Annotated in this window: 26 protein-coding genes and 1 pseudogene; 14 read left to right on the top strand and 13 right to left on the bottom strand. The window is 63.8% G+C overall.

Going from position 1 to position 23,792, the window contains the following annotated elements:
- Window positions 1-154: 154 nt before the first annotated feature.
- Together ACFFNA_RS09615 and ACFFNA_RS09610 are read right to left on the bottom strand one after the other, a co-directional pair.
- Window positions 155-538, bottom strand: a complete 384-nt coding sequence (locus ACFFNA_RS09615) for a hypothetical protein (RefSeq protein ID WP_111543027.1) — start codon at window positions 536-538, stop codon at window positions 155-157.
- Window positions 539-782: 244 nt separating this feature from the next.
- On the bottom strand, window positions 783-1,229 hold the full coding sequence (locus tag ACFFNA_RS09610; RefSeq protein ID WP_111543736.1) for a YcgN family cysteine cluster protein: 447 nt from the start codon (window positions 1,227-1,229) through the stop codon (window positions 783-785).
- A 197-nt stretch (window positions 1,230-1,426) separates the two neighbouring features.
- On the opposite strand from ACFFNA_RS09610, the gene ACFFNA_RS09605 reads away from it, so the two are divergent.
- From ACFFNA_RS09605 to ACFFNA_RS09590, 4 genes and pseudogenes are all read left to right on the top strand, one after another.
- A complete protein-coding gene (locus ACFFNA_RS09605; protein ID WP_378917689.1) occupies window positions 1,427-3,616 on the top strand; it encodes an OmpA family protein in 2,190 nt (729 codons plus the stop codon).
- A gap of 342 nt (window positions 3,617-3,958) precedes the next feature.
- Window positions 3,959-4,042, top strand: a pseudogene (locus tag ACFFNA_RS41260) (TIGR00645 family protein); the annotation flags it as partial.
- Between the two features lie 99 nt (window positions 4,043-4,141).
- Window positions 4,142-4,378 carry a type II toxin-antitoxin system ParD family antitoxin gene (locus ACFFNA_RS09595; RefSeq protein ID WP_111543024.1) on the top strand — a complete coding sequence of 79 codons (237 nt, stop codon included), beginning with the start codon at window positions 4,142-4,144 and terminating at the stop codon, window positions 4,376-4,378.
- Window positions 4,375-4,668, top strand: coding sequence for a type II toxin-antitoxin system RelE/ParE family toxin (locus tag ACFFNA_RS09590; RefSeq protein WP_111543023.1), 294 nt, complete (start codon window positions 4,375-4,377; stop codon window positions 4,666-4,668). The genes ACFFNA_RS09595 and ACFFNA_RS09590 overlap by 4 nt, the downstream gene beginning before the upstream one ends.
- Here the strand turns inward: ACFFNA_RS09590 and ACFFNA_RS09585 are convergent.
- The 3 genes from ACFFNA_RS09585 to ACFFNA_RS09575 form a co-directional block, all read right to left on the bottom strand.
- Window positions 4,665-5,531 (bottom strand): SDR family oxidoreductase, encoded by an 867-nt coding sequence (locus ACFFNA_RS09585; protein ID WP_111543022.1) that lies wholly within the window; start codon window positions 5,529-5,531, stop codon window positions 4,665-4,667. The genes ACFFNA_RS09590 and ACFFNA_RS09585 overlap by 4 nt on opposite strands.
- A 110-nt stretch (window positions 5,532-5,641) precedes the next feature.
- Complete coding sequence (locus tag ACFFNA_RS09580; protein ID WP_111543021.1) at window positions 5,642-6,271, bottom strand: helix-turn-helix transcriptional regulator; 630 nt, start codon at window positions 6,269-6,271, stop codon at window positions 5,642-5,644.
- 8 nt (window positions 6,272-6,279) lie between these two features.
- Window positions 6,280-7,152, bottom strand: coding sequence for a S1C family serine protease (locus ACFFNA_RS09575; protein WP_111543020.1), 873 nt, complete (start codon window positions 7,150-7,152; stop codon window positions 6,280-6,282).
- A gap of 168 nt (window positions 7,153-7,320) precedes the next feature.
- Between ACFFNA_RS09575 and ACFFNA_RS09570 the strand changes: the two genes are divergently transcribed.
- Window positions 7,321-8,268 carry a S1C family serine protease gene (locus ACFFNA_RS09570; protein ID WP_378917685.1) on the top strand — a complete coding sequence of 316 codons (948 nt, stop codon included), beginning with the start codon at window positions 7,321-7,323 and terminating at the stop codon, window positions 8,266-8,268.
- A gap of 3 nt (window positions 8,269-8,271) precedes the next feature.
- Here the strand turns inward: ACFFNA_RS09570 and ACFFNA_RS09565 are convergent, their stop codons facing one another.
- Both ACFFNA_RS09565 and ACFFNA_RS09560 read right to left on the bottom strand, forming a co-directional pair.
- The gene (locus ACFFNA_RS09565; RefSeq protein WP_378917683.1) at window positions 8,272-9,099 is read right to left on the bottom strand and encodes an arginase family protein; all 828 of its coding nucleotides are present in this window, start codon (window positions 9,097-9,099) and stop codon (window positions 8,272-8,274) included.
- A 181-nt stretch (window positions 9,100-9,280) separates the two neighbouring features.
- Complete coding sequence (locus ACFFNA_RS09560) at window positions 9,281-9,697, bottom strand: VOC family protein (protein WP_378917681.1); 417 nt, start codon at window positions 9,695-9,697, stop codon at window positions 9,281-9,283.
- 66 nt (window positions 9,698-9,763) lie between these two features.
- On the opposite strand from ACFFNA_RS09560, the gene ACFFNA_RS09555 reads away from it, so the two are divergent.
- Complete coding sequence (locus tag ACFFNA_RS09555) at window positions 9,764-10,390, top strand: TetR/AcrR family transcriptional regulator (protein ID WP_378917679.1); 627 nt, start codon at window positions 9,764-9,766, stop codon at window positions 10,388-10,390.
- On the opposite strand, the gene ACFFNA_RS09550 is transcribed toward ACFFNA_RS09555, so the two are convergent.
- Window positions 10,323-11,282 (bottom strand): LysR family transcriptional regulator, encoded by a 960-nt coding sequence (locus tag ACFFNA_RS09550; RefSeq protein WP_378917677.1) that lies wholly within the window; start codon window positions 11,280-11,282, stop codon window positions 10,323-10,325. The two genes, ACFFNA_RS09555 and ACFFNA_RS09550, sit on opposite strands and share 68 nt — an antisense overlap.
- A 111-nt stretch (window positions 11,283-11,393) precedes the next feature.
- Between ACFFNA_RS09550 and ACFFNA_RS09545 the strand changes: the two genes are divergently transcribed.
- On the top strand, window positions 11,394-12,029 hold the full coding sequence (locus tag ACFFNA_RS09545) for an FMN-dependent NADH-azoreductase (RefSeq protein ID WP_378917675.1): 636 nt from the start codon (window positions 11,394-11,396) through the stop codon (window positions 12,027-12,029).
- A 56-nt stretch (window positions 12,030-12,085) separates the two neighbouring features.
- Here the strand turns inward: ACFFNA_RS09545 and ACFFNA_RS09540 are convergent, their stop codons facing one another.
- From ACFFNA_RS09540 to ACFFNA_RS09530, 3 genes are all read right to left on the bottom strand, one after another.
- The gene (locus tag ACFFNA_RS09540) at window positions 12,086-13,312 is read right to left on the bottom strand and encodes an ROK family transcriptional regulator (protein ID WP_378917673.1); all 1,227 of its coding nucleotides are present in this window, start codon (window positions 13,310-13,312) and stop codon (window positions 12,086-12,088) included.
- 140 nt (window positions 13,313-13,452) lie between these two features.
- Window positions 13,453-14,475 (bottom strand): SIS domain-containing protein, encoded by a 1,023-nt coding sequence (locus tag ACFFNA_RS09535; RefSeq protein ID WP_378917671.1) that lies wholly within the window; start codon window positions 14,473-14,475, stop codon window positions 13,453-13,455.
- The gene (locus tag ACFFNA_RS09530; RefSeq protein ID WP_378917669.1) at window positions 14,476-15,402 is read right to left on the bottom strand and encodes a BadF/BadG/BcrA/BcrD ATPase family protein; all 927 of its coding nucleotides are present in this window, start codon (window positions 15,400-15,402) and stop codon (window positions 14,476-14,478) included.
- Window positions 15,403-15,550: 148 nt separating this feature from the next.
- On the opposite strand from ACFFNA_RS09530, the gene ACFFNA_RS09525 reads away from it, so the two are divergent.
- From ACFFNA_RS09525 to ACFFNA_RS09505, 5 genes are all read left to right on the top strand, one after another.
- Window positions 15,551-16,801 (top strand): sugar ABC transporter substrate-binding protein, encoded by a 1,251-nt coding sequence (locus ACFFNA_RS09525; RefSeq protein ID WP_378917667.1) that lies wholly within the window; start codon window positions 15,551-15,553, stop codon window positions 16,799-16,801.
- Between the two features lies 1 nt (window position 16,802).
- Complete coding sequence (locus tag ACFFNA_RS09520) at window positions 16,803-17,738, top strand: carbohydrate ABC transporter permease (RefSeq protein ID WP_378917666.1); 936 nt, start codon at window positions 16,803-16,805, stop codon at window positions 17,736-17,738.
- Entirely contained in the window at window positions 17,735-18,583 is an 849-nt protein-coding gene (locus tag ACFFNA_RS09515; RefSeq protein ID WP_378917664.1) for a carbohydrate ABC transporter permease, read from the top strand. Before ACFFNA_RS09520 ends, ACFFNA_RS09515 begins: the two co-directional genes overlap by 4 nt.
- 31 nt (window positions 18,584-18,614) lie before the next feature.
- A complete protein-coding gene (gene kce / locus ACFFNA_RS09510) occupies window positions 18,615-19,547 on the top strand; it encodes a 3,5-dioxohexanoate:acetyl-CoA acetone transferase (RefSeq protein ID WP_378917662.1) in 933 nt (310 codons plus the stop codon).
- A gap of 61 nt (window positions 19,548-19,608) precedes the next feature.
- The gene (locus ACFFNA_RS09505; protein ID WP_378917660.1) at window positions 19,609-20,667 is read left to right on the top strand and encodes an ABC transporter ATP-binding protein; all 1,059 of its coding nucleotides are present in this window, start codon (window positions 19,609-19,611) and stop codon (window positions 20,665-20,667) included.
- Between the two features lie 60 nt (window positions 20,668-20,727).
- On the opposite strand, the gene ACFFNA_RS09500 is transcribed toward ACFFNA_RS09505, so the two are convergent.
- Window positions 20,728-21,027: a branched-chain amino acid transport AzlD family protein gene (locus ACFFNA_RS09500; protein WP_378917658.1), complete on the bottom strand. Its 300-nt coding sequence runs from the start codon at window positions 21,025-21,027 to the stop codon at window positions 20,728-20,730.
- Window positions 21,024-21,758: an AzlC family ABC transporter permease gene (locus ACFFNA_RS09495; RefSeq protein ID WP_378917656.1), complete on the bottom strand. Its 735-nt coding sequence runs from the start codon at window positions 21,756-21,758 to the stop codon at window positions 21,024-21,026. The genes ACFFNA_RS09500 and ACFFNA_RS09495 overlap by 4 nt, the downstream gene beginning before the upstream one ends.
- 171 nt (window positions 21,759-21,929) lie before the next feature.
- Between ACFFNA_RS09495 and ACFFNA_RS09490 the strand changes: the two genes are divergently transcribed.
- Window positions 21,930-22,388, top strand: coding sequence for an Lrp/AsnC family transcriptional regulator (locus tag ACFFNA_RS09490; RefSeq protein WP_378917654.1), 459 nt, complete (start codon window positions 21,930-21,932; stop codon window positions 22,386-22,388).
- A 191-nt stretch (window positions 22,389-22,579) separates the two neighbouring features.
- A complete protein-coding gene (locus ACFFNA_RS09485; RefSeq protein ID WP_378917652.1) occupies window positions 22,580-23,782 on the top strand; it encodes an MFS transporter in 1,203 nt (400 codons plus the stop codon).
- The last annotated feature ends 10 nt before the right edge of the window (window positions 23,783-23,792 follow it).

The raw sequence follows: 23,792 nt of genomic DNA, 5'->3' as shown, positions 1-23,792 counted from the left end.
CTCCCGCGGGGTTTTTTCGAGCCACACCCTTCAGACGGAAAGGGGCTCGGCTACTCCCGGCTAACCCTCGCAGAGGGTTATGCCGCCAGGCTGATCTTCGCAGAAGATCATGCCTCCAGACCGACCTTCGAGGAGGTCGTATCTTGAACCGATCTCAGCGATAAATAACCGGGCAGCCGCGGTCATTGGCAAACACGATGACAACGCGGTCGCCGTCCTGGCGGCCCATCACCTTCACCGTGCGGCGGCTGACGTCGACGATGCGGGCACGGTAGAGACCCATGCGTTCGGCCTTGTCGAGGGCACGGTCCGGCGAACAGCCACGGCGCCAGCCGTAGCGGCGTTCATCACCGCGCCAGTCGCCGCGGCGTTCATCACGGCGATGGCGATAGCCATCGTCGCCGGCATAGACGCCGAAACGCGTGTCGTTGTTGTTGCCGAAGCCGAGATAGAGGCTGTCGGCATGGGCCGGGATCGCGGCCAGCGTGCCGAGACCGACCAGAGCCGAAAGGGCTGCCGTCTTGATCGTGTTGAACATCGTCTTCTCTCCTTGTTGCGGGCTTTCGCCCGTCCTCGTGAACCGATGGGGGGAGAATGCACTTGCCTGTCTGAACTTTTTGCGAACCGGCCATTCATCTCCGGTTCATGTGGCGGAAAGGAATTCGCCGGCCATTTACCATCGTCCACGGCAGGGGTGAATGCTCCAAAACGCCTCAGTCAGTCCCCGGTTCCCAATCCAGCAGATCGGCTTGAAGATCAGGCTCGTCGTCCCAGCGCGAGCCTTAGGGCTCGTCGTCCAGCATGTAATCAAAATAGTCTTCCGGCTCGGCAAGGTCGGTCTCGCTCGCCTTGACCCGCCCGCGCATCGAGATGCCGGCTTCATGAACGGTCTCGGCGCTGCCCGACACCAGCCGGTGCCACCAGTAGAGGTCATGGCCCTCGGCCACCAGCCGGTAGGCGCAGGTGCTGGGCAGCCAGCTGATGGTGCGAACATTTTGCGGCGTCAGCCCGACGCAGTCGGGAACGCGCGCCAGCCGGTTGGCATAGTCCGAACATCGGCAGCTCTGCGCGTCGAACAGACGGCAGCCGACGCTGGTCCAGTAGATCTCGCCGGTGTCCTCGTCCTCAAGCTTTGACAGGCAGCATTTGCCGCATCCGTCGCAGAGCGACTCCCACTCGGCCGGGCTCATCGCCTCCAGCGCCTTGGTTTTCCAGAAGGGCTTTTCCATTCCCGGCATGTGGCCCCAGCCGCCGGCAAGGTCAAGCGCGGCAGCGGCCGGAATGCGGCGGTTGCCAGGTGAATGACACGAAGTTGCCTTCAAAAGGTCGGCCAATCGCCCCGTACGGCCTCTATCCCAGCCAAACTGGAACCAATCGGCTCAAGATCAGTTTCGGCAAGGATGGGACCCCACAAGGAGAGTTTTCGATGAAACGCCAACCCCGGATTCTGGCAGGCACCGCACTAGGCCTGCTGATGGCATCCGCGCCGTTGGGCGCGTTCCCGCTTCAGGGAAGTGCCGCCTTCGGCCCCGCCCAGCACACGTCAGCCGCGTTCATTTTGGCGCAGGCAGCGTGCGCCGAGGGCGAATCGGCCGAGGCCTGTGCGCAGAAGCAGCCTAAACAAAGGGAGCGGAAGAAGGCCGAGCCAGAGCAGCAGGCGGCGCCCGCCGCCCAGAGCCAGCAGCCCGCCGAGCAGGAGCAGCCGCGCAAGAAGCGTGAGAAGCAACAGCAACAGACCGAGCAGGCGCCAGCCGAACAGGCCCCCCCGGCCGAAGAGCAGCAACCGCGCAGGAAGAAGCGCGACCAGCAGCAGCAGACTGAGCAGGCGCCGGCCGAGCAAGCCGCTCCGGCGGCCGAGGCGCAGCAGCCCCGCAAGAAAAAGCGCGATCAGCAGCAGCAGACTGAACAGGCGCCAGCCGAGCAAGCCGCTCCGGCGGCCGAGGCGCAGCAGCCCCGCAAGAAAAAGCGCGATCAGCAGCAGCAGACTGAACAGGCGCCAGCCGAACAGGTCGCTCCGGCCGAGGAACGGCAGCCGCGCAGGAAGAAGCGTGATCAGCAGCAGCAGATCGAGGCCGCCCCTGCCGAGCAGGCGGCCCCAGCAAACGACAACAACCCACAGCCCCTGCGCAAGAAGCGCAAGCAGGATCAGCAGATCGAAGCCGCACCCGCCGAACAGGCGCCGGCCAAGAAGGAAGCGCCCGCCGGCGAGCCGGTTCCGCAGGCCGAACCGCTTCAGCCTGAGCAGCAGGCGGCGCCCGCCCAGGGCGAACAGCCTCAGGATAAGAAGAAGCGCGGCAAGAAGCCTGTCATCGAACAGCCGGTGACGGGAGAACAGCCGGCCACTGGAGAACAGCCGTCAACGGCCGAACAGCCCGCCAATGGCCAGCAGCCCGTGACCGGCGAACAGCCGGCCCAAGGTGAAAAAAATGCTGCCCAGGGCGAAGCCCCGGCTGACAAGAACGCAGCTCCCATCCTTGATAGCCAGAAGGATGTCCTGCGCAAGCGCAAGGGCAAGAACGGCCAGCAGGGAGGCGAGAATGCGAATGGCGAGCAGGCCAACCAGCCCGCTCAGCAGAATGGCGAGCAGGCGCAAGCTCCAAAGCCGGTTCCGGTCGACCAGGGACCCCCGCCCACCGACGACAAGTCGGCCCAACAGGCAATCCAGCCTGAAAAGATCGCCCCGGTGACGGAGGAAAAGGGCAAGCGCGTAGATCGTGCACCCGATGAGAACGTCCGCGACCGCCGGCGTCCGAAAGGCGTCGACGTCGTCAGGGAACTCGGCGACCGCGTCATCCTGCAGTTCAACAACCAGACATTCGTCCAGAGCAATGACGCCCCGCGCATGACCCGCGGCGCCAGAAATGTGTACTATGAGGATCTGTCAGGCGATCGCACTCGGGAAATCGTCGAGCGCGACAATGGCGTCCAGATCGTCACCATCCGCAACCGCTACGGCGACGTCATCCAGCGTTCACGGATCACGCAGGATGGGCGCGAATATGTGCTGAGCTATGTCGACGAGCAGGACTATCAGGATGAGGGCGACTGGCGCGATCCCGGCGACGACCTGCCGCCGATGCGGCTGACCATCCCGCGCCGGGAATACATCCTCGATTCCGAGGACGTCGAGAGCCCGGACGACTACTACACCTTCCTCGAACAGCCGCCGGTGGAGAAGGTCCAGCGCCTCTATTCGATCGACGAGGTCAAGCGTTCGGCCCGCGTGCGCGACATTGCACGCCGCGTCGACCTCGACACGCTGAACTTCGAATTCGGCTCGGCCTCGATCTCCGACACCGAGGTGCAGAAGCTCGAGGGTGTCGCCAACGCCATGGAGAAGCTACTGAAGAAGAACCCGGCCGAGACCTTCCTGATCGAAGGTCATACCGACGCCGTCGGCAGGCCGGAAGCGAACCTGGCCCTGTCCGATCGCCGCGCGGAATCGGTCGCGGAGGCCCTCACCAATGCCTTCGGCATCCCGCCGGAGAACCTGACGACGCAGGGCTATGGCGAGCAGTATCTGAAGGTCAACACCGCCGCGCCCAACCGCGAGAACCGGCGCGTCGCCATTCGCCGCATCACCTCGCTGGTGGCGCCTGTCGCCAGCAACAATTAGGTCATGATTTCAAAACCATGACCTGGTTTGCGGACTCTGCACGAGAAGCAACCATCCCCGGTCCTGCCGGGGATGGTTCGACGTGCCAGGTTCAACAAGAATTGCATCGGCATTAGAGCCGGCTCATTGAATCGCGGGCTCACCCACCCCAGATTCTGGACTGGGCGTTCCCTGCCCCGTCCCGACTCCAGCGGGACGCATTGAGCCCCGCCGGTCCCTCGCCGGCGGGGTTTTTTGTCCTTCAAACAGGGGCGGCCTGACCGAAATACGACCCACCACCCTACGGCCCACTATCCCAAGAGAACCAACCGGAACCACTCTACGAAGCGTCTCGAACTCGCCATCGAATCGATCATCCTTGCCTCACGCTGGCTGCTGGTCGTCTTCTATCTGGGGCTGGGCGTGGCGCTGGCCATCTATGCGCTCTGAGCAAAGGCAAGAAGGACGAGGAGTGAAAGCCTCGCACTCCTATGCTTGTTAGCATTCGGGAAAATTGATACCATCTATTGGTATTGGAGATTCATCATGCCCAAGAACACCTCCATCACCCTAGGTGATCAGTACGATGCCTTTATCCAGCGGCAGATAGCGAACGGCCGTTTTGGGTCGGCAAGCGAAACCGTTCGGGCCGGCCTTCGTCTTTTGGAAGAACAGGAACTCAAGCTTGAGCAACTCCGGTCTGCCATCGATGAGGGAGATATGTCAGGCGATCCAGAGCCATTCGACTTCGATGCCTTTCTAGAGTCCAAGAAGCGCGGATGAAGCGAACCGTCAGGTTCTCACCAAAAGCGAAAGCAGATCTTGACCAGATTTGGGACCATTCCCTGAAAGAATGGGGTCCCGAGCGAGCGGAAGCCTATATCCACGCCATTCGCTCAATCATAAATTTGATAGGCCAATTTCCAGCGATGGCTAAAAATGCGGAGAATATTCGCCCCGGCTTGGTGAAACATGCCGTAGGCTCTCATGTGCAATTTCTACGAATGGCCAATCGCTCCATCAATGTTGTACGCATTTTGCATCAGCGAATGGACTACCCTAGGCATCTTTAAAACGTATTCCTGATCTTGGTATCAGAATTCGCAAACACCTCGTCCGGCACGAAGAAATCGCCGGCCAGCGGCCCGGTCGCATCAGGTGAGTAGATCGAAAAGTCGCCGACGCCCTCGGCGCGCAGCACCTCTTCGTCGATGTAGAAATTGCCTGTCGCCTCGCGTGATGGTCGCATGAAGATCGCATGCGCGGCATCGGCCATGATGTCGGGCGAACGGCTCATCGCCGCCACCGTCGCACCGCCCAGCAGATTGCGCACCGCGGCCGTGTCGATGGTCGAGATCGGCCACAGCGAATTGACCGCGATGCCGTCCCTGGCGAACTCGGCGCTCATGCCCAGCGTGCACATCGACATGCCGAACTTGGCCATGGTGTAGGCGACGTGGTTCTTGAACCATTTGGCCTTCATGTCGAGCGGCGGCGCCAGATTTAGAATGTGAGGATTATTAGCCAACTTCAGGTGCGGAATGCACATTTTGGAGACGAGGAATGTGCCGCGCGTGTTGATCTGGTGCATCAGATCGTAGCGCTTCATGTCGGTCTCCAGCGTGCCTGTGAGCTGGATGGCGCTGGCATTGTTGACGCAGATATCGATGCCGCCGAACTTTTCCACGGTCTTTGAAACCGCCTCGGCGACCTGCGCTTCCTCGCGGATGTCGCACAGCACAGGCAGCGCCTTGCCGCCGGCCTGCTCGATCTCTTCAGCGGCGGTGTAAATTGTGCCCGGCAGCTTCGGATGCGGCTCGGCGGTCTTGGCGGCGATCGTCACATTGGCGCCGTCGCGCGCGGCGCGCAGCGCGATCGCCAGCCCGATGCCGCGCGACCCGCCGGAGATGAACAGCGTCTTTCCCTTGAGCGACATTTCCTCGCGCCTCCCTTGCAACATAGCAGGCGCGAACCTTTGCGCGGCAGGCGACCACAGCGCAAGGCCCGACACGCTGGACGCCGAGTTACGCTGCGTAGGATTTATGACTAAACCAGCACCAGCCCCTGCCGCATCGCAATGGCGATCGCATCGGTGCGGTTGGCGGCACCCAACTTGATCAGGATCGCGGCGACATGGAACTTCGCCGTGTGCACGGAAATGTTCAGCCGCCGTGCGATCACCTTGTTGGGCGCGCCCTCGGCCAGCAGCGCCAGCACTTCCGCCTCGCGCGGCGACAGCGAAGGCCGGGCGGCGTGCTCGTCGGAGGCTTCATCCTCGAACGGCTCGCCATCGCCGGCATGGAAATCCTCATGGCGCCCGCCTCTGCCATCGCCTGATACGCGATAGCCGGCCGCCGCCAGCCGCGCCGCCGCTGCGATCAACAAATCGTCCGCGCCCGCAGGCATCACGGCCAACACCTCGCCGGCAGGCCGCTCGCCGCGTCCCGACAGCAGCACCCGTGGCGTGGAGGCCGGCACGGCATCACCGCTGCTGTCGTCGACGATGGCGACATCGGCCGTGCCGCCGCCGGCCACGACCGGCAGCAGGTCGTCGCTCGCGGCAAGCGAGGCAGCCAGGCGCTCGGCGCGCCCCGCGTCGCCAAGCGCAATCAGCACCACCAGCCGCCGCGAGGCGGCACCGTCATGCACAATCCGGTCGCTGGTGAGCGTGTCCATCACTCCTCTCAGGAAAGCGGCTTTTCGCCGATCGTCAGCACGACATCGCGCTGCTCGCCGCCGCGCACGACACCAAGTGTCACCGAAACGCCAGCGCTGTCGGGTCCGAGCCTGCGGATCAGGTCGCGCGGGCCATGCACGGCCTCACCATTCCATGCCACGATGATATCGCCGAGCGAAAGGCCGGCGGCCTTGGCCGGGCCCTCGTCGTCGAGGCTCATGACCATCGCACCATGCGCGTTGCGGTCGCGCACCGGATGCAGCCCGGCGCCGAGATAGCCGCGCGCGACATGACCCTTTTCGCGCAAGGTCGCAACTGCCCGCTCGATCGTCTCGTAAGGCATGACCAGCGCCCTGTGGCGCGGCCCGAACAAAAGCATGCCGATCAGCGCGCCCTTGGCGTCGAGCACCGGGCCGCCCTCGAAACGGCCGCCGGCGCCGACGGCCAGATTGATGCGCCGGTCGATGGTGCCGCCGCGCATCGAGCGCCAGGCCGGGCCGACTTCACCGACCGAGCCCGACACGGCCAGCGCCGAACCCTGGCTGTTGCCGATGGCGATGGCGACATTGCCGGGCCGTACCGCATCAGCCTTGGCCAGCGGCGCGGCGTTGATAGCATCGGCCGGCTTCAGCAGGGCAACGCCGGTCGATGGGTCGCGGCCGACGAGTTCGGCCTTCACCGTCTCGCCAGAGGCCAGCGTCAGTTCGATCTCCTCGCCAGCCTCGACGGCTTCCTCGGCGGTGACGAAATAGCCGTCGCGCCAGTGGAAGGCGCTTGCCGTGCGATGATGATGCGTGGCGAAACTCGCCGTTGCCGGCGCCGCCTTGGCGGCGAGATCGGCGATGGCTTGGGAAAACGCACTCAGATTGAAATCGCTCATATTGGTCTCCTGGGTTTCTTCATGCCCCAGATATCGCTCGACAGTGCGCTCAGAGGTACTCGCCTGACGGCTAGTTGGCGGTTTGACTGGCCATCTGGTCAGGTCGCGGCGGTTCCAGCCGCTCCGCACATATAGTCACGATAAAGCCTGAAAACACGGAGCCCGCCCATGGCCCTCGCCGCCGCCAAATTCCAGTCCGATGATACATTGCTCGACGCCTATTCGACGACAGTTGCCGACGCCGTCGACCGCATCGGCCCCGCCGTCTGCCGCATCGAGCGCATTGGCGGCCAGGGCGGCCATGGTTCCGGATTCGTCATCGCGCCGGACGGACTGGTCGTCACCAATTTCCATGTCGTCGGCGACGCCAAGACGGTGCGCGTCTCGATGCCGGACGGCGCCTCCCGCGAGGGCCGAGTGCTCGGCCGTGATCCCGACACCGACATCGCGCTGGTGCGCGCCGACGGCAGCTTTACCGATGTCGCGCCGCTTGGCGATTCCAAGCGGCTGCGGCGCGGCCAGATCGCCATTGCCATCGGCAACCCGCTCGGCTTCGAATGGACCGTCACCTCGGGTGTCGTCTCGGCGCTCGGCCGCTCGATGCGCGCCTCCACCGGGCGGCTGATCGACGACGTCATCCAGACCGACGCAGCACTCAACCCCGGCAATTCCGGCGGGCCGCTGGTGTCGTCGGCCGGTGAGGTCATCGGCGTCAACACCGCCATGATCCATGGCGCGCAAGGCATTGCCTTCGCCGTCGCCTCCAACACCGCCAATTTCGTCATTTCGGAGATCATCCGCTTCGGCCGCGTGCGTCGCGCCTTCATCGGCGTTTCCGCCGACACGACCAACCTGCCGCGCCGCGCCGCCCTTTTGTCGCAAGTCTCGACCAGCACGGCGGTGCGGCTGCGCAGCGTCGAGAAGAATGGCCCGGCGGCCAAGGCCGGCCTGAAAGAAGGCGACATCATCGCCGCCATTGACGGCCGTCCGGTCACCGGCGTCGACGATCTGGTGCGCCTGCTCGATGCCGAGCGCATCGGCCGCGAGACGCTGTGCACCGTCGTGCGCCGCACCGGCGTCAGCCAGGTGACGGTGACGCCGGTGGCGCGCAGCTGAGGTCTATCGCTGCTTGAGCACCCGCCCAAGCAGCGAGACCAGCAACGCCGCCAGTTCGCCGGTCGGGTCGAGGTCGGGATCGAAGATCGTCATGTCCATGCCGATGCCGGCGGGACCGGCAACCAGTGCTGACAGGATGGCGACGAGATCGTCGGGATCGATGCCGGGGCTGCCGGGCGAATCCACTGCCGGCATCACCGTCTGGTCGAGCACGTCGATGTCGAGATGCATCCAGTAGCGAGACCGCGCCAGCGTCGACCGGGTCTTTTCCAGCACCCTCGCCGCGCCAAGCTCGCGCGCGGCAAAGACGTCGATCAACGTCATGGCGGTGGAATTGATGTCCGGCCAGGCGAAGTCCGGATCGCGGCTCTCGCGCTCGCCGATCTGGATCACCCGTTCGTCGGCCACAAGCGGCCCGGCGACATCAGGCCACCCGGTCAGCAATGGCTCGCCACGTCCGGTGGCGAGTGCGAGATCCATGCCGGCGGCCGAGCTAAGCGCGGCGTCGGCATCGTAATTGCCGGGATGACGGAAATCACTGTGACCGTCGACATGCACCAGCGACAGTGGACCGGACCGCCGTGCGGCCGCCAGCGCGCCAAGCAGGATCGAACAATCGCCGCCGACGATCAGTGGAAATTCGCCCTGCCCGATCGCGCCGGCGACAATCTCGGCAAGCTCCAGATTGAAGCGGCGGATCGCGGGACCGTTGCGCAGCCGGGTGCCCGGCTGCGGCTCCGTGCTGTAGGCGGGCCGTTCGAGATCGACCACCTTGGCGGGCGCAACCACCTCGACCAGGCCGGCCTCACTCAGCGCCTGCGGCGCCCGCATGTCCCCGGCACATGGCCGGGCCGCAGCGGGCGAAGACCAAGATTGGACGGGGCGCGGATAAGGCAGATTTCACGCATGGAAGGGCCTGGGTTTGCCAAGCCCACCATAGACCGCGAATGCCCGCCAGGTCACGCGGCCGGAACCGCCCCATCTCTGCCGACAGTTCTGCCGGCGGCCCCATTCAGGCTCCCTCGGTAAATTGAGCCTGAAACTCCGGGCTTAGCGGGATCGGCTTGATCACGTCGATCAGCACGCCATTGGGGTCCTTGGTGATGAAATGACGCTGGCCGAAGGGTTCGTCGCGCAGGCTGCACAAGATCGGCAGACCGGCAGCGGTGATCCGTTCGTAGACAGCATCTGGGTTCCTGACCTCGAAATTGATCAGCAGGCCGGACGTGCGGCCCCGCCCCTCTTCCGGGATCGTTTCATGATCGCCATGGACGATGCCGAGATTGACGCGGCGATCGTCGGCGGATTGCAGATGCACGTACCAGTCGCTCTCGAATAGCGGCTTGAAGCCGAAATGCGCGACATAGAAGGCCTTGGTGCCGGCAACATCGCCTGTCATCAGCACCGGGTAGTAGCTCGTGGTCTTCATCTTTCCTTCTCCCGTCAAACAACATACAGTCTGCATGTAAAGGGAATTAACATACAGGCTGCATGTATGCAAAAGGAATCCGCGCGCCGTTCCAACCGTGACCGCACCGAGGCGACGCGCGCCGACCTGATCGCCGCGGCGCGCAAGCTGTTCACCGAAAAATCCTATGCCGAGACCGGCACGCCCGAGATCGTCGCCGCCGCTGGCGTCACGCGCGGCGCGCTCTATCACCACTTTGCCGACAAGCAGGCGCTGTTTGCCGCCGTGGTCGAGCAAGAGGCAGCGGTGGTGGCTGACGAAATCGAGCGCGCCTCGCCGCCCTCGTTGTTTGCCCGCGACGCGCTGATCGCCGGTTCGGATGCCTATCTGACCGCCATGCGTGCGCCCGGCCGCACGCGGCTCTTGCTGCTCGATGGTCCCGCCGTGCTTGGCCGCACCGCCATGGATGCGATCGACAACCGCCACGGCAACCGCTCGCTGCGCGAGGGCCTCGTCGCCGCGATGCGGGCGCAGACGATGACGAGATTGCCGGCCGAAGCGCTGACCGCGCTGCTGGCTTCCGCCTTCGACCGCGCCGCCCTGGCCATCGAGGCTGGCGCGTCAGCCGAGGATTACCGCGCCGTTCTCATGGCGCTGATCGATGGACTGTCTCCGGCTCTTCCTCAGGCACCTCGCCCGGTTCGAATTCGTTGAAGCAGCCGAGCTGGCGCTTGAACTGCTCGATCAGCCAGGCCGCCGCCGGCTTCGGGGTACTGTCGTTACGATGCATGGCAAACAGTGGCGAGCTCACCTCCCTGAAAGGCTCGAGGTCGATTTCCACCAGCCGGCCGTTTGCCAGATCGTCGGCGATCAGCCAGCGCGGCAGCCCGCCCCAGCCCAGCCCCTCGCGCATCAGAATATGCTTGGTGCGCACATCCGTCAGCCGCCAGGTGCGGTAGGCGAAGACACCGAAGTCGCGCCCCTTGGTGCGCTCGGACTGGTCGGTCACGACAAGCTGGATGTGTTCGCGTGCATCCTCGATTGCCACGGGCTTCGGCAGCAGCGCCAGTGGGTGTTCGGGCGCGGCAGCCAGCACGATCGACATGAAGCCAATGCGCACAAGATGCACATCGTCGACCTCGCCCAGCAGGCCGCCGATGCCGAGATCGGCCTGCCCGCCGACGACATGATCGGGGATCAGGCCGAGCGAGCCGATATGCAGGCGCAGCATCACGGTTGGAAACTGCGCCTCGAACGCCTTCAACACCCGAACCAGCACCGGCGAGGGCAGCGCCGCATCGACTGACAGCGCGACTTCGGCCTCCAGGCCCTGATGATGGCCGTCGGCACGCGAGCGGATCCTCTGCAGCACGCCGACCATGCGCCGGGCGTCCTCCAGCATCGCCCGACCAATCTCGGTCAACTGTGGCTCGCGCGTGCCCTCGCGCTCGAATAGTTTCAGGCCAAGCTGCGCCTCGAGATTGGCGATGCCATAGCTGATGACGGATTGCGCGCGGTTGAGCTTGCGGCCGGCGGCCGAGAAACTGCCGGTCTCGGCGACAGTCAAAAAGACCTGAAGTTGGTCGAGCGTCGGATTGGGCTGCATGATCATATCCATTTCATGGATGGGTAGTATAGAAAATATACCAGTTTTTCAAATGGGTCGATAGGCCCATATCCGGCGGGACAAATTATTCCAACCCCCTGGAGAGCCAACATGTCCATCCTTCTCGTCACATCGAGCCCACGAGGCGCTGCCTCGCACTCGACCCGCATTGCCACTGAATTCGCTGAAAAGCTTGTCGCCGCCGACCCGTCGAACACCCTTGTCGTGCGCGACCTCGTCGCCAACCCGCTGCCGCACATCGATGCCGATTATGCCAGTGGCATCTACACGCCGGCCGAAGCGCGCACCCCGCGCCAGGCTGAAGTGGTCGGCGTTTCCGACGTCGTGCTCGACGAGCTGTTCGCCGCCGACACGGTGATCCTCGCCACCGGCTTCATCAACTTCAACATTTCCTCGACGCTGAAGTCCTGGGTCGATCATATCGCCCGCTCCGGCAAGAGCTTTGCTTATGGCGAGAACGGCCCCAAGGGCCTCGTCACCGGCAAGAAGGTTTATATCGTGCTGGCTTCGGGCGGCATCTACTCCGAAGGCGCGGCCGTGCAGTTGGATCACGCCATTCCCTATCTGCGCGGCGTGCTCGGCTTCCTCGGCATGACCGATGTCGACGTCATCCGCATCGAAGGCGTCGGCATGGGTGCTGACGCGGTGACCGCCGCGCTCGCCAAGGCGACCGCCAAGGTCGATGCCGTGGTAGCGGCCAGCCAGCAGATCTCTGCGGCGGCATAAGCCACCAATCGTTCGAATTTGAGAGGCAGGCGCCTGGCGCCTGCCTCTTTTTTTGGTCAAGCGTCCTTTGCTTCAGCGATCATATCCGTCGCGTCTTGCGCCATCTCGGGCAAAGGCGGCAACACGACAGCCGGATGCCGGCCTTCGCGCAGCATGAGCCCCAGACTGTAGTCGACGGCCAGCTTCATCGCACCGAGCGCGGTGCCACCGTCTCCCAGCGAACTGACGGCGATCCGTGTCGGCCACGCAAGCTCTGCCGCGACGCGCTCAACGTTTTCCGTCATCAGCGGGTTTCTGCCAACGCCGCCACCAAGCACGATCAGGCCGGGATCGAGCATACCGATGCAGCCGGCCGCCAGTCTGCCGATATCGGCGGCGTGACGCTCGACAGCCGCCATCGCAGACGCTGAACCCTGCCCCGCCCGCGCGAACAGATCCTTGGCCGAGTCGGGCGGCGCGCCTTCCTGCAAGGGCCAGTCGGCACGGCATCGCTCGATCAGCGCCCGCGAGCCGAGATAATGTTCGAGCCCTTCACGATAGGGCGTCTCGCTGACGGACCACGGAAACGGCATGCGGCCGATTTCGCCGGCGGCGCCGCCGGCGCCGCGAAACAACCGTCCCTCGGTGATGAAGCCAAGGCCAACCCGCACGCCAACTTGCAGAAAGGCGAAGGTCTGGTGGCCCTGCGCGGCGCCGTAATGCATTTCGCCGATTGCCGCGCAGTTGACGTTGTTTTCCAGGATGATCGGCACTTCGACATGACGCCGCAGCAGGCCAAGCACGGCGGACGGTCCGCCCGGCCGGTCGAAGCGGTCGTTGGAAACGATACGCGGCACCGCCACGGCAACGGCGCGCAGCGCACGAAAACCCTTGCCCACCTTGGCCATGGTGGCACGCGCCACCGACAGCACAATGGCGCCGACCTCGTCGGGGTGGCTGGATTTGGCTTCCGGTATCGGCTCTTCCGCCGCCGACAGCGGCTGCCCGTCCATCGAATAAGCGACAGCGCGCACCTGGGCTGCGCCGACATCGACGCCGATCGCATAACCGGCGCCCGGACCGATGCCATAGATGGTTGCCGTGCGGCCAATGGCGCCGCGCTCCAGCCCGCGCGAAGCGACGAGCCCCAGTTCGCTCAATTCCGAAACCGCTGCCGACATGGTCGGCTTCGACAGGTCGAGCATCGCGCCGAGCTTCGGCCGCGTCACGGGCCCGTGCGCGGCGAGCACACGCAGCACGGCGCGGGCGCTGTCGGTCAGATTGGGGATTTCCGCAGCCGCCATCTCTGCCTTTCGAGCTTTGCCCTGCCAATCCTGTTGCCGGTCCGTGAGAGCGAACACGCCGCCGCGACTCACAGCTGCACCCGTCCTCAATGCCTCATTGCCGGGCGGTTTGGCAATTTTCTCGATATCTGGCGGATGCGTCAGACTTCGGTCGGCGACCAAGGCTTCAGCTTGATATCGGTCTGGCGGTAACGGAAAACGATATCTGTGAGGCCAGCGGCATCCTGCATGTCGCCGACGATAAGCTGGATGGCGATGATCTCCAGGATGGCGTCGGCGACGGCGTTGCCAAGGGCGGGAATGGAGATCACCACCAGCCTGTCTGCAGAGGCGACAGCCGTGCGCCGCGTCACCAACACCGACGGACAGCCAAACATGGCGACATCGGTGGCGATCTTCACCTCGCGGCCGTCGCCGATGGCGATCAGTCCGGTCGCCGCATCCTGCGATTCCATCGGCCCATGCAGATAGTTCAGCGTGTCCCATCCGGATGCCGGTACCCGAACCGCCTCACGGATCAGCATCGCCGCCTCGCCGGCATTGGCGAAGCTGACACCGGCGCCGACGATATCGATGGATGTCCTGCCCTGCAGCAGCGTTGCCGCCTGGCCGGCCGCCTGCTCGGCACCAGAAAGAACGGTGGCGACCGCGCTTGGCAAACGCGCCCAGTCGAAGCTGTTGCCGGCAAGCCTGTCGATCAACATGCCGAGCGCCAGCAAGGTGCCGGTATAGCCGGTCGAACTCGCGCCATTGTCGGCGCCCGAATCCGTGGCAAGCACGGCGCCGGTCAGATCAGCCAGCGGATTGTCGCTGCCACGGCAGACGGCCAGCCGCGGTGCCTCCGACGCCTCGTGCATGACATCCGAAATTTCCCGGCTCTGCCCCGAGGCCGAAAGCGCGATGAAGGCATCCGCGGCGGCTTCCGTCCGGCCATAAAGATCGGTCGGCGTGTAAGCGAAGGCCCGCATGCCGCACGCGCGCAGATAAAGCGCACCGGCCAGGGCGGCCTGATAGCTGGCGCCAATGCCGGCAAGCCCGATCGCCTTGCCGGCAAAGGCGTCGAGGTCGAGACCATCGAGCGATCTGGTCACCGAACGCCTGCCGATTTCGAGACTTTCCGTCTGGCGCGCCACCGCCTGGCGGTAGCCGATACGCTTCATCATTCAAACGGCTCCGATCTGTGAGGACACACCTTGGCCGGCAAGTAGCCGCCTAGCCAGCGCGACCCCGCCGAGCACCGGCGGTTCGCGTAGTAGCAGCACCTGACTGGGTGGCGAGACTTTTGCCATGGCGTCGACGAAGGCCGTCATCAACATCGGCTGCTCCGATATGACGCCACCGCCGGCCACGACAAGGGCCGGATTGGCGCCGCGCTCGATTAGCAGTTCGACCAATGCGGCAAGCCCTGCCCCGCCTTCCCTGATCACACGGATAGCCAGCGCCGAGCCGGCGATCGCCGCATCGAACACGGCATTGGCATGGCGGCCCCAGACCGCCGCACCGCGCGTTTCGTTGAGCAGGATGCCAAGCTTGGTCTGGTCGTCAGTGCCGAGTTCCCGCATCAGCGCGCCAATCAGCGGGTCGCCGCCATCCTCGCCACGGTCGAGCGTGCGGCGGATAGCCTTGGCCGCCTCGCGCACTAGGGCAGGCGCGCTGCCTTCGTCGCCGAGGATCCAGCCCCAGCCGCCGGCAGCCAGCATCTTGCCTTCAGCCGTGCGTGCAACCGCAATCGAGCCGGTACCCGAGACGACGCCGATGCCGTCGACATGGCCAGCGGCCGGCACCATCAACTCGGCATCGTTGACGACCTGCACCGCGCCGCCGGTTCTGGTCGCCAGCAGCGCCTGGAAGCGAAGGCACTGTTCACCCGTGTCGCAGCCATGCGCGCCGACCGCCAGGGCAGCGGGCGCGATGCCGCCGCACAGATTGGTAACGATGCCGGCCAACGTTGTGGCATCGGTCTCCATCTCACGGACACGCCAGGTCTCGGTCACCAGCACCTCGTCGGCGATCGTGCGTTCGCTCAGGCACACCATGATGCGCGTCTTGGTGCCGCCGATGTCCACGCCTGCAATGATTTCCTGGGTCAACGACATCCACCGCACAAGCCGGACGAAGCGGGCTGCTTCGTCCAATTTCTATTAGTTAGGAAACTTTACAAACTATCTTTCCAGACGGCAAGAACTATGATTTGATAATCGTCGTGAAAAGCGCATCAAGCGCATGGGAGATTGCAACATGAGCAGGAGAAGGATTGGTCTGGCCCTCGCGGCCGCGTCTTTCGCGTGGGGACTCGCAGCAAGCGTGGCGCATGCCACCGACATCTCGTTCTGGACCTGGCGCCAGGAAGACAAGGCCGCCTACAACGAACTTTTCGCCGATTTCACCAAGGCCAACCCGGACATCCATGTGAAGTTCGAGTCCTTCCCGGACGAGAACTATCCAACGATCGTCTCGACCGCGCTGGCCGCCGGCAAGGGCGGCGACGTCATCCACACCCACGCTTATGGCTGGCTGGAGCAGTTCGTGAAGGCCGGCTATTTCGAGCCGCAGGACATGACATCAGTGCCCTCGCTCGCCAACCAGCCCGCCGATGCGCTGGTGGCCGGCACCTACCGCGCCGACAAGAAGGTCTATTCCCTGCCTTTCGCTTCGCAGACGCTCGGTCTGTTCATCAACAAGGATGCCTTTGCCAAGGCCGGGCTGACCCCGCCGACCACCTGGGACGAATTCATCACCGTCAGCAAGGCGCTCAAGGAAAAGGGCATTTATCCCTTGGCCAACGGCATGGGCACCAGCTGGTTCAACGAGATGTTCGTGGCCATCTTCACCAACCCGTTCCTCGGCCAGGACTTCGTCAGCGACCTGACGTCGGGCAAGACCACCTTCAAGGACCCGCGCTATGTCGCGGCACTCGGCAAGCTGCTCGAGCTGCGCGACTACATGCCTCCTGGATTCGAAGGCATCGACTATGAAACTGCAGGCCAGCTGTTCATCAGCGGCAAGGCGGCAATGCTGGCCGGTGGCAGCTTCGACATCGCCACCTACCGGACCCAGAACCCAGCGATCGACATGGACTTCGTTGCCCCGCCAATGGCCAAGACCGGCGACACGCCAGAAGTGACCAAGTTCTTCGACGGCGGTTATGCCGTCAACGCCAAGTCGGCCAACAAGGAGGCCGCGCTCAAGCTGGTCAACTGGATGGGCACCAAGGAGTTCGGCGACAAGTTCTCGGCCCTGCTCGGCAACATCTCGCCCATCAAGGGCGTCGTCATCAAGGACGAACTGCTCGCCCACGTCGCCAAGTTGAACGAAACGGCCATGCCGCATATCAATGTCGTCTACTTCCGTTTCGAGAAGCCGACGGGATCGGAGCTGCTGCAGGGCGACATCACCAAGATGATGTCGGGTTCGATCACCCCGGACCAGTTGGCCGCCGACCTGACCAACGGGCTCGCCAAGTGGTACAAGCCTTTCCAGGGCAAGTGAAATGAACAACGGCTGGCGCCACACTGCAAAAGTCTTTCGGTGGCGCCGGTCGCTCTGGATCGCATCCCTGCTGACACCAGCCCTGGTGGTCATGGTGCTGTTCGTGCTCTGGCCCCTGCTCTCGGCCTTCCGCCTTGCCTTCTATGAGTTCAATGGCTTGCAGCCCACTGGCTTCGTCGGCTTCGAGAACTTCCGCAAGGTGTTGTTCGAGACGCCGTATAGCGACTGGACCTACAATGCGCTGAAGCACAACATCATCGCCTTCGTGGCGCTGATGTTGTTCGAGAATGGCACCGCCTTCCTGCTCGCCTACGCATTGTTGAAGGCGCTGCCCGGCCATCGCATCCACCAGGTTATCGTCTTTCTTCCTGTCGTGCTCTCGGCGGTCATCGTCGGCTTCCTGTGGAAACTGTTCCTGCATCCGCTGTTCGGGCTGGTGAACCAGACGCTGGCGCTTGTCGGCATCGGCGCCATCCCGTGGCTCGGCAATGAATCGACGGCGCTGGGCAGCATCCTGTTCGCCAACATCTGGCACTGGCTCGGCTTCCCGACATTGGTGTTGCTGGCCGGCATGCAGCGCGTCAGCAAGGAAGTGATCGAGGCCGCCCGTCTCGACGGCGCCGGCGACTATGTGCTGATGACCCGGATCATCTGGCCGCTGATTGCGCCGAGCGTCACCATCGTCACCATCCTGACCTTCATCGGCAGCTTCAACTGGTTCGAAATCCCCTATGTCATGGCTGGCCTTACCGGCTCGCCCGGCGGCGCCACCGACGTGCTCGGCCTCTATTTCTACCGCACCGCCTTCGGCAGTACGACGACGGGCATCCAGGATTTCGGCCAGGGCAGCGCACTGGCCGTGATGATGTTCATCATCGTTGCCGGCGTCACCGCAATCGCGCTTCGCTACCTGCGCCGCCGTGAGATTGAACTGTGAGCGCAACAGCCGGCAGCAGGGACCGCGGCGAGTTGTTGAAGAACGGCGCCATCCAGCTGATGCTGGCGCTCAATGCCGTCATCATGATCTATCCGCTTTTCGTCATGGTGATCTCGTCCTTCAAGACCAATGCGGAGATCTTCAGTTCGCCGTTCGCCCTGCCGTCGAGCTTTTCGCTCGCCAATGCCGAACGTGTGTGGACCGAGACCAACTTCGTCCGCTACCTCGCCAATTCGGTCGGCATCACCACGGCGGCGGTGGCTCTGATCCTCTTGTTCAGCACCATGGCCGCCTACGCGATCGCCCGCTACCAGTTCAGGCTGAGCGCACTGGTGCTGATGTTTTTCCTGAGCGGCATGACTGTGCCGTTGAAACTGGCAATTATTCCGCTGTTCATCCAACTGGATACGCTGGGACTGGTCGACAGCTATGCCGGCCTGGTGCTGGTCTATGTCGCCATGGGCATTCCTTCTGCGGTGTTCATCATGACCGGCTTCCTCAGAACCTTGCCGCGCGAACTGGAAGAGTCGGCGCGCATGGACGGCGCCAGCGAATTTCGCATCATGCGATCGATCATGCTGCCGCTGGCGCGCCCGGCTCTGGTCATCGTCGCGATCCAGAACGCGGTTCCGATCTGGAACGATTTCTTCTTCCCGCTGGTGCTGATCACTTCGGATGATCTCAAGACGCTGCCGCAAGGCCTCACCGTCTTCGTCGGCGAGTTCACCACCGACTGGGGCGTGCTGTTCACCGGACTGACGCTGGCGGCGCTGCCCATCACCTTGCTCTACATCGTGCTGTCGAAGCAGTTCATCTCGGGCATCACCCAGGGTGCAGTCAAATAAGGCGCGGTCAAATAGACGAGGATTCTTTCAAGTGGCCAACCAGAACAAGATCATCATCACCTGCGCCGTTACCGGCTCGATCCATACGCCATCGATGTCGCCGCACCTGCCGGTGAGCGCCGAGCAGATCGCCCAGGCCGCGATCGAAGCCACCGAGGCTGGTGCTGCCATCGTCCATCTGCATGCGCGCAATTCCGCCGATGGCCGTCCCGACCAGTCGACCGAGGCCTTTGCGCCCTTTTTGCAGGTGATCAAGCAGCGCTCGGACTGCGTGATCAACATCACCACCGGCGGTGCTGCGACGATGAGCGTCGAGGAACGGGTCAAGCCGGCGGCGACCTTTGCGCCGGAAGTCGCCTCGCTCAACATGGGCTCGATGAATTTCGGCCTCTATCCCATGCTGGAGCGCTTCAAGACCTTCGAACACGAATGGGAGCGGCCATATCTCGAAGGGTCGCGCGACCGCATCTTCCGCAACACCTTTGGCGACATCGAGCACATCCTGCGCACCTGCGCGGAAAACGGCACGCGTTTTGAAATCGAGTGTTACGACATCGGCCATCTCTACACGCTCGCCCATTTCGTCGAGCGCGGCCTGGTCAAGGCGCCGTTCTTCGTCCAGAGCGTGTTCGGCATCCTCGGCGGCATCGGCACCCATCCGGAGGACGTCGCACACATGAAACGCACCGCCGACCGCCTGTTCGGCAACGACTACCGCTGGTCGGTGCTAGGCGCCGGGCGCAGCCAGCTGCCCATCGCCACCCAGGCGATTGCGCTGGGCGGCAATGTGCGGGTCGGGCTGGAGGATTCACTGTGGATCGGCAAGGGCCAGCTGGCGAAATCCAACGCCGAGCAGGTGCGTAAGGTGCGCCAGATCATCGAGGGTCTCGGCGCCTCGGTGGCCACCCCTGACGAGGCGCGGCAGATCCTGCAACTCAAGGGCGGCGACAAGGTCTCTTTCTGAGGCCAGATCTTTTCCAAGGCCAGATCTTTTCCAAGGCCAGATCTTTTCCAGGGATGACACGATGAGCGCGCTTTCCATCACCGATGTCGAGAAGGCCTATGGCAAGGCGAAGGTCATCCACGGCGTGTCGGTGGACATCGCTTCGGGCGAATTCGTCACCCTTGTCGGCCCATCCGGTTGCGGCAAGTCGACCTTGCTGAGGATGATCGCCGGGCTGGAGGACATCAGCACCGGCGAGATCGCACTCGAAGGCAAGGTCATCAACGACATCGCGCCAAAATCGCGCGATATCGCCATGGTGTTCCAGAACTATGCGCTCTACCCGCATATGACAGTGCGCGAGAACATGGCTTTCGCGTTGACGCTGAAGAAGGAAGACAAGCGCGAGATCGACGGCAAGATTGCACGCGCCGCGACGATCCTGGGACTGCAGGATCTGCTTGAGCGTTATCCGCGCCAGCTTTCCGGTGGCCAGCGCCAGCGTGTCGCCATGGGCCGCGCCATCGTGCGCGAGCCGAAGGTCTTCCTGTTCGACGAGCCGCTCTCCAACCTCGACGCCAAGCTGCGCGTGCAGATGCGCTCCGAAATCAAGGCTCTGCACCAGCGCCTGGGAACCACCATCGTCTACGTCACTCACGACCAGGTCGAAGCCATGACCATGGCCGACAAGATCGTCGTCATGAATGGCGGTGTCGTCGAACAGGTCGGCGCCCCGCTCGATCTCTACGACCGGCCGGCCAACCTGTTCGTAGCCCAATTCATCGGCTCTCCAGCGATGAACATCCTGCAGGGCCGCACCACCGCCGACGGCTTCACTGCCGGCGACGGCATCGTGTTCCCGCTACCGGTGTTGGAACAGATCGAAAGCGCGCTTGCCTGGGGCATCCGGCCCGAACATCTCAGGCTCTCCGACAGCGGCGTGCCGGCAGTGGTCGAAGTGGTCGAGCCGACCGGCTCGGAAACCCTTGTCATTGCCAAAGCCGGCAACAACACGCTGAGCGCGCTGCTGCGCGAGCGGGTCCGCGTGATACCGGGTCAGCAGGTCTTCCTGGCCCCGGACCTGACACAGCTCCATCTGTTCAACGCCGAGGGTCGGCGCATCACGTCCACGATCCAATAGATCGCGGCGGCGAGATGGCCGCCGATGAGAAAAGCTGGCGCCGGCGCCTGCCTTTTTGTCCTAGCCGATCAGATGCCTCAGAAGACCTGCCGAAGCGACGCCGATCAGCACGGTCGGCAGCATGGAGAACCGTGTTGCGGCGATGAACGTGATCGCCAGCGCCAGAAGGTCGGCGGGGTGCCTCGACACGAAGGCCGGTGCGATCACCGAGATCAGCACGCAGCCGGGCGCCGCTTCCATCACCGCCGTGGCACGGGCGCTGAGCGTGCGGTTGCGCAGCACGACATAGCCGCCGATCCGGGTCAGATAGGTGACGCCGGCCATCAGCACGATGGTGAGCAGGGTCGCCGCGTCGATCATGCTTCTCTCCAGAAGAACCAGGCCGAGACCAGCCCCGACACGGCGCCCGCCGCGACGTACCATGCGCCGGGAACCATGAGATAGGTCAGCGCCGCGACGACGAGGCTGACCAGCCAGGGCCGCGCGGCGGCCCCGCCCTTCCACATACCGCGCATCAACACCAGGAAGACGGCCGGGAACGCCATGTCGAAACCATAGGTCTCGACGTGACCAAGCATCGGGCCGAGCAAGGCGCCGGTCGTGGTGAAGACCACCCAGGTGAGATACATCGCCAGCGCCGCACCCATATAGTAGCGCGGGCTGAAGGCCGGTGTGATACCAGCCGCGGCACGCTGTCTGGCGTCGGCAAGCCCGAGCGCCCAGCTTTCGTCGCATAGGAAGAACAGCGCCGGAAACATCTTGCGCCGCGGCAGGTGGCGCAGGAACGGCGCCAGTGCCGCCCCCATCAGCAGGTGCCGGCTGTTGACCAGGAAGGTGATTGCGACGATGAGCACGATGTGCGGCGGCGACGTCCACAACTGGATCGCCGCGAATTCCGAGCCGCCGGCGAAATTCAGCCCCGTCATTGCCGAGAGTTCGACAACGCTCAAGCCTTTCTGGGTGGCCTGGGCGCCGAGCACCAGCGCATAGGGGATGGTGCCGAAGAGCACCGGCGCGCATGACGCCACGCCACGGCGGAACTCGGACCTCGAACCGTCGCCTGCCGCCTCGACTGCCTGTGAAATGCTCATGCTCTGCCCATCGGCTGGCCTCGCGGCCGCCGCTTTCGCTGCGTTTGAAATCAGTGATGTCGGCGGAAAACATACCCAAACCTTCTCGCAATTTGGTTGCGAAGATTGTTGTATTTCATCGAATTTTGGCATTGAATATCACAAATCGCCAAAGAAATGGAATTTGTAGCCATGAAGCTGGATGAGATCGACAAGCGCATCCTGCGGGCGCTGCAACGCGACGGCCGCATGGCCAACAACGATCTGGCCAACGAGGTCGGGCTGTCGCCATCGCCTTGCCTGCGGCGCGTGAAGCTTTTGGAGGAGGCCGGCGTCATCGACCGCTATGTCGCCGTGCTCAACCCGGCCAGCATCGGCAAGGGCCTGACCTTCTTCACCCGCATCTGGCTGAAGGCGCAGGACGAGGACACGATCGAGCATTTCGCCACCGAAGTGGCCAAGCTGCCGCAGGTGATGGAATGCTACCTGATGCTCGGCGATTGCGACGCCATGGTGCGTGTAGTGGCGGCCGGCATCGACGACTACCGCCGCTTCCAGTCGGAGCATCTGAGCCGCATCAAGGGCGTGCAGAACGTCAAGACCGACGTTCCCAGCCAGACGATCAAATACACGTCGGAGTTGCCGATCTGACGCATGTCGCCCAAACATGCGATGCGATTTTGGGAAAACGACATAGGTCCAAAAAAGACCGTGCCGCCGGGAGAACGGCGCCACCTCAGACTGGATAAAAAATGCAACCGGATTGTAGGATCGGCCTCTGCGTCAGCGTCCTTCGGGATGCAAGCAGCGCGTAGCGCTGCCCTCTGGCATGGGAGAAAAACATGAACCTTTCCTATCGGTGGGTCATCGTCGCGGCTGGCGCGCTGATGTCCTGTGTCGCCATCGGCACGATGTTTTCGCTGGCGATCTTCCTCGAGCCGATGGCGATCGACACCAACTGGTCGCGCGCCGGCATTTCGAGCGCCATGACGCTGAACTTCCTGGTGATGGGCCTTGGCGGCTTCGCCTGGGGCGCCCTGTCCGACCGCTTTGGCGCTCGCATCGTCGTCACGATCGGCGCGGTGCTGCTCGGCCTGGCACTGGTTCTGGCCAGCCGCGCCGGCTCGCTGCTGACCTTCCAGATTACCTATGGCGTTCTGGTCGGCCTCGCGGCCAGCGCCTTCTTTGCGCCGATGATCGCGCTGACCACCGGCTGGTTCGACACCAACCGCAGCCTTGCGGTCTCGTTGGTCTCGGCCGGCATGGGCGTAGCACCGATGACGATCTCGCCCTTCGCCCGCTGGCTGATCTCAGCCTATGAATGGCGCACGGCCATGTTCGACATCGGCATCACGGCATGGGTGCTGCTGTTGCCGGCCGTGCTGCTGGTCCGCCAGCCGCCGAAGCCAGCCATGGCCGATCTCGGTTCCGCGCCGGTTGCCGAAGGCGCCGGCCTGACGGTCGGCCAGGCATTGCGCTCGCCGCAATTCATCGTGCTCGGGCTGACCTTCTTTGCCTGCTGTGCCGCGCATTCCGGGCCCATCTTCCACATGGTCAGCTATGCCATGCTGTGCGGCGTGGCTCCCATGGCGGCAGTCTCGATCTACAGCGTCGAGGGCCTGGCTGGCCTTGGCGGCCGGCTTTTCTACGGCGTGCTTGCCGACAGGCTGGGCGTCAAGCCGGTGCTGATCGCAGGCCTGGCGATCCAGGCGATTGTCATTGCCGCCTATCTCAGCATCAGCCAGCTCGAGCAATTCTATATGCTGGCCGTCATCTTCGGCGCCACCTATGGCGGCGTCATGCCACTCTATGCGGTGCTGGCGCGCGAATATTTCGGGCAGCGCATCCTGGGCACCGTGTTCGGCGCCGCGACCATGCTGTCCAGCCTCGGCATGGCGCTCGGTCCGCTGGCCGGCGGCATGGTGTTCGATGCCTATGCCAACTATTCCTGGCTGTTCATCGGCTCGGCCATCATCGGCCTTGGCGCGGTCGGCATCGCCATCGCCTTCCCGCCGCTGCCACGCCGGGAGCTGCAGACGGCGTGATCTTGGAAAT

This window comes from Mesorhizobium kowhaii (assembly GCF_042431665.1).
GTDB lineage: Bacteria > Pseudomonadota > Alphaproteobacteria > Rhizobiales > Rhizobiaceae > Mesorhizobium > Mesorhizobium kowhaii.
The sequence above is the reverse complement of the archived record's forward strand: the minus strand, read 5'-3'. Positions and strand labels throughout refer to the sequence as shown.

Excerpts from the sequence above, each read along its gene's own strand:
- ACFFNA_RS09615 (WP_111543027.1), bottom strand. The coding sequence starts at position 538 with ATGTTCAACACGATCAAGACGGCAGCCCTTTCGGCTCTGGTCGGTCTC.
- ACFFNA_RS09610 (WP_111543736.1), bottom strand. The coding sequence starts at position 1,229 with ATGGAAAAGCCCTTCTGGAAAACCAAGGCGCTGGAGGCGATGAGCCCG.
- ACFFNA_RS09605 (WP_378917689.1), top strand. The coding sequence starts at position 1,427 with ATGAAACGCCAACCCCGGATTCTGGCAGGCACCGCACTAGGCCTGCTG.
- ACFFNA_RS09595 (WP_111543024.1), top strand. The coding sequence starts at position 4,142 with ATGCCCAAGAACACCTCCATCACCCTAGGTGATCAGTACGATGCCTTT.
- ACFFNA_RS09590 (WP_111543023.1), top strand. The coding sequence starts at position 4,375 with ATGAAGCGAACCGTCAGGTTCTCACCAAAAGCGAAAGCAGATCTTGAC.
- ACFFNA_RS09585 (WP_111543022.1), bottom strand. The coding sequence starts at position 5,531 with ATGTCGCTCAAGGGAAAGACGCTGTTCATCTCCGGCGGGTCGCGCGGC.
- ACFFNA_RS09580 (WP_111543021.1), bottom strand. The coding sequence starts at position 6,271 with ATGGACACGCTCACCAGCGACCGGATTGTGCATGACGGTGCCGCCTCG.
- ACFFNA_RS09575 (WP_111543020.1), bottom strand. The coding sequence starts at position 7,152 with ATGAGCGATTTCAATCTGAGTGCGTTTTCCCAAGCCATCGCCGATCTC.
- ACFFNA_RS09570 (WP_378917685.1), top strand. The coding sequence starts at position 7,321 with ATGGCCCTCGCCGCCGCCAAATTCCAGTCCGATGATACATTGCTCGAC.
- ACFFNA_RS09565 (WP_378917683.1), bottom strand. The coding sequence starts at position 9,099 with ATGCGGGCGCCGCAGGCGCTGAGTGAGGCCGGCCTGGTCGAGGTGGTT.
- ACFFNA_RS09560 (WP_378917681.1), bottom strand. The coding sequence starts at position 9,697 with ATGAAGACCACGAGCTACTACCCGGTGCTGATGACAGGCGATGTTGCC.
- ACFFNA_RS09555 (WP_378917679.1), top strand. The coding sequence starts at position 9,764 with ATGCAAAAGGAATCCGCGCGCCGTTCCAACCGTGACCGCACCGAGGCG.
- ACFFNA_RS09550 (WP_378917677.1), bottom strand. The coding sequence starts at position 11,282 with ATGCAGCCCAATCCGACGCTCGACCAACTTCAGGTCTTTTTGACTGTC.
- ACFFNA_RS09545 (WP_378917675.1), top strand. The coding sequence starts at position 11,394 with ATGTCCATCCTTCTCGTCACATCGAGCCCACGAGGCGCTGCCTCGCAC.
- ACFFNA_RS09540 (WP_378917673.1), bottom strand. The coding sequence starts at position 13,312 with ATGGCGGCTGCGGAAATCCCCAATCTGACCGACAGCGCCCGCGCCGTG.
- ACFFNA_RS09535 (WP_378917671.1), bottom strand. The coding sequence starts at position 14,475 with ATGATGAAGCGTATCGGCTACCGCCAGGCGGTGGCGCGCCAGACGGAA.
- ACFFNA_RS09525 (WP_378917667.1), top strand. The coding sequence starts at position 15,551 with ATGAGCAGGAGAAGGATTGGTCTGGCCCTCGCGGCCGCGTCTTTCGCG.
- ACFFNA_RS09520 (WP_378917666.1), top strand. The coding sequence starts at position 16,803 with ATGAACAACGGCTGGCGCCACACTGCAAAAGTCTTTCGGTGGCGCCGG.
- ACFFNA_RS09505 (WP_378917660.1), top strand. The coding sequence starts at position 19,609 with ATGAGCGCGCTTTCCATCACCGATGTCGAGAAGGCCTATGGCAAGGCG.
- ACFFNA_RS09500 (WP_378917658.1), bottom strand. The coding sequence starts at position 21,027 with ATGATCGACGCGGCGACCCTGCTCACCATCGTGCTGATGGCCGGCGTC.
- ACFFNA_RS09495 (WP_378917656.1), bottom strand. The coding sequence starts at position 21,758 with ATGAGCATTTCACAGGCAGTCGAGGCGGCAGGCGACGGTTCGAGGTCC.
- ACFFNA_RS09490 (WP_378917654.1), top strand. The coding sequence starts at position 21,930 with ATGAAGCTGGATGAGATCGACAAGCGCATCCTGCGGGCGCTGCAACGC.
- ACFFNA_RS09485 (WP_378917652.1), top strand. The coding sequence starts at position 22,580 with ATGAACCTTTCCTATCGGTGGGTCATCGTCGCGGCTGGCGCGCTGATG.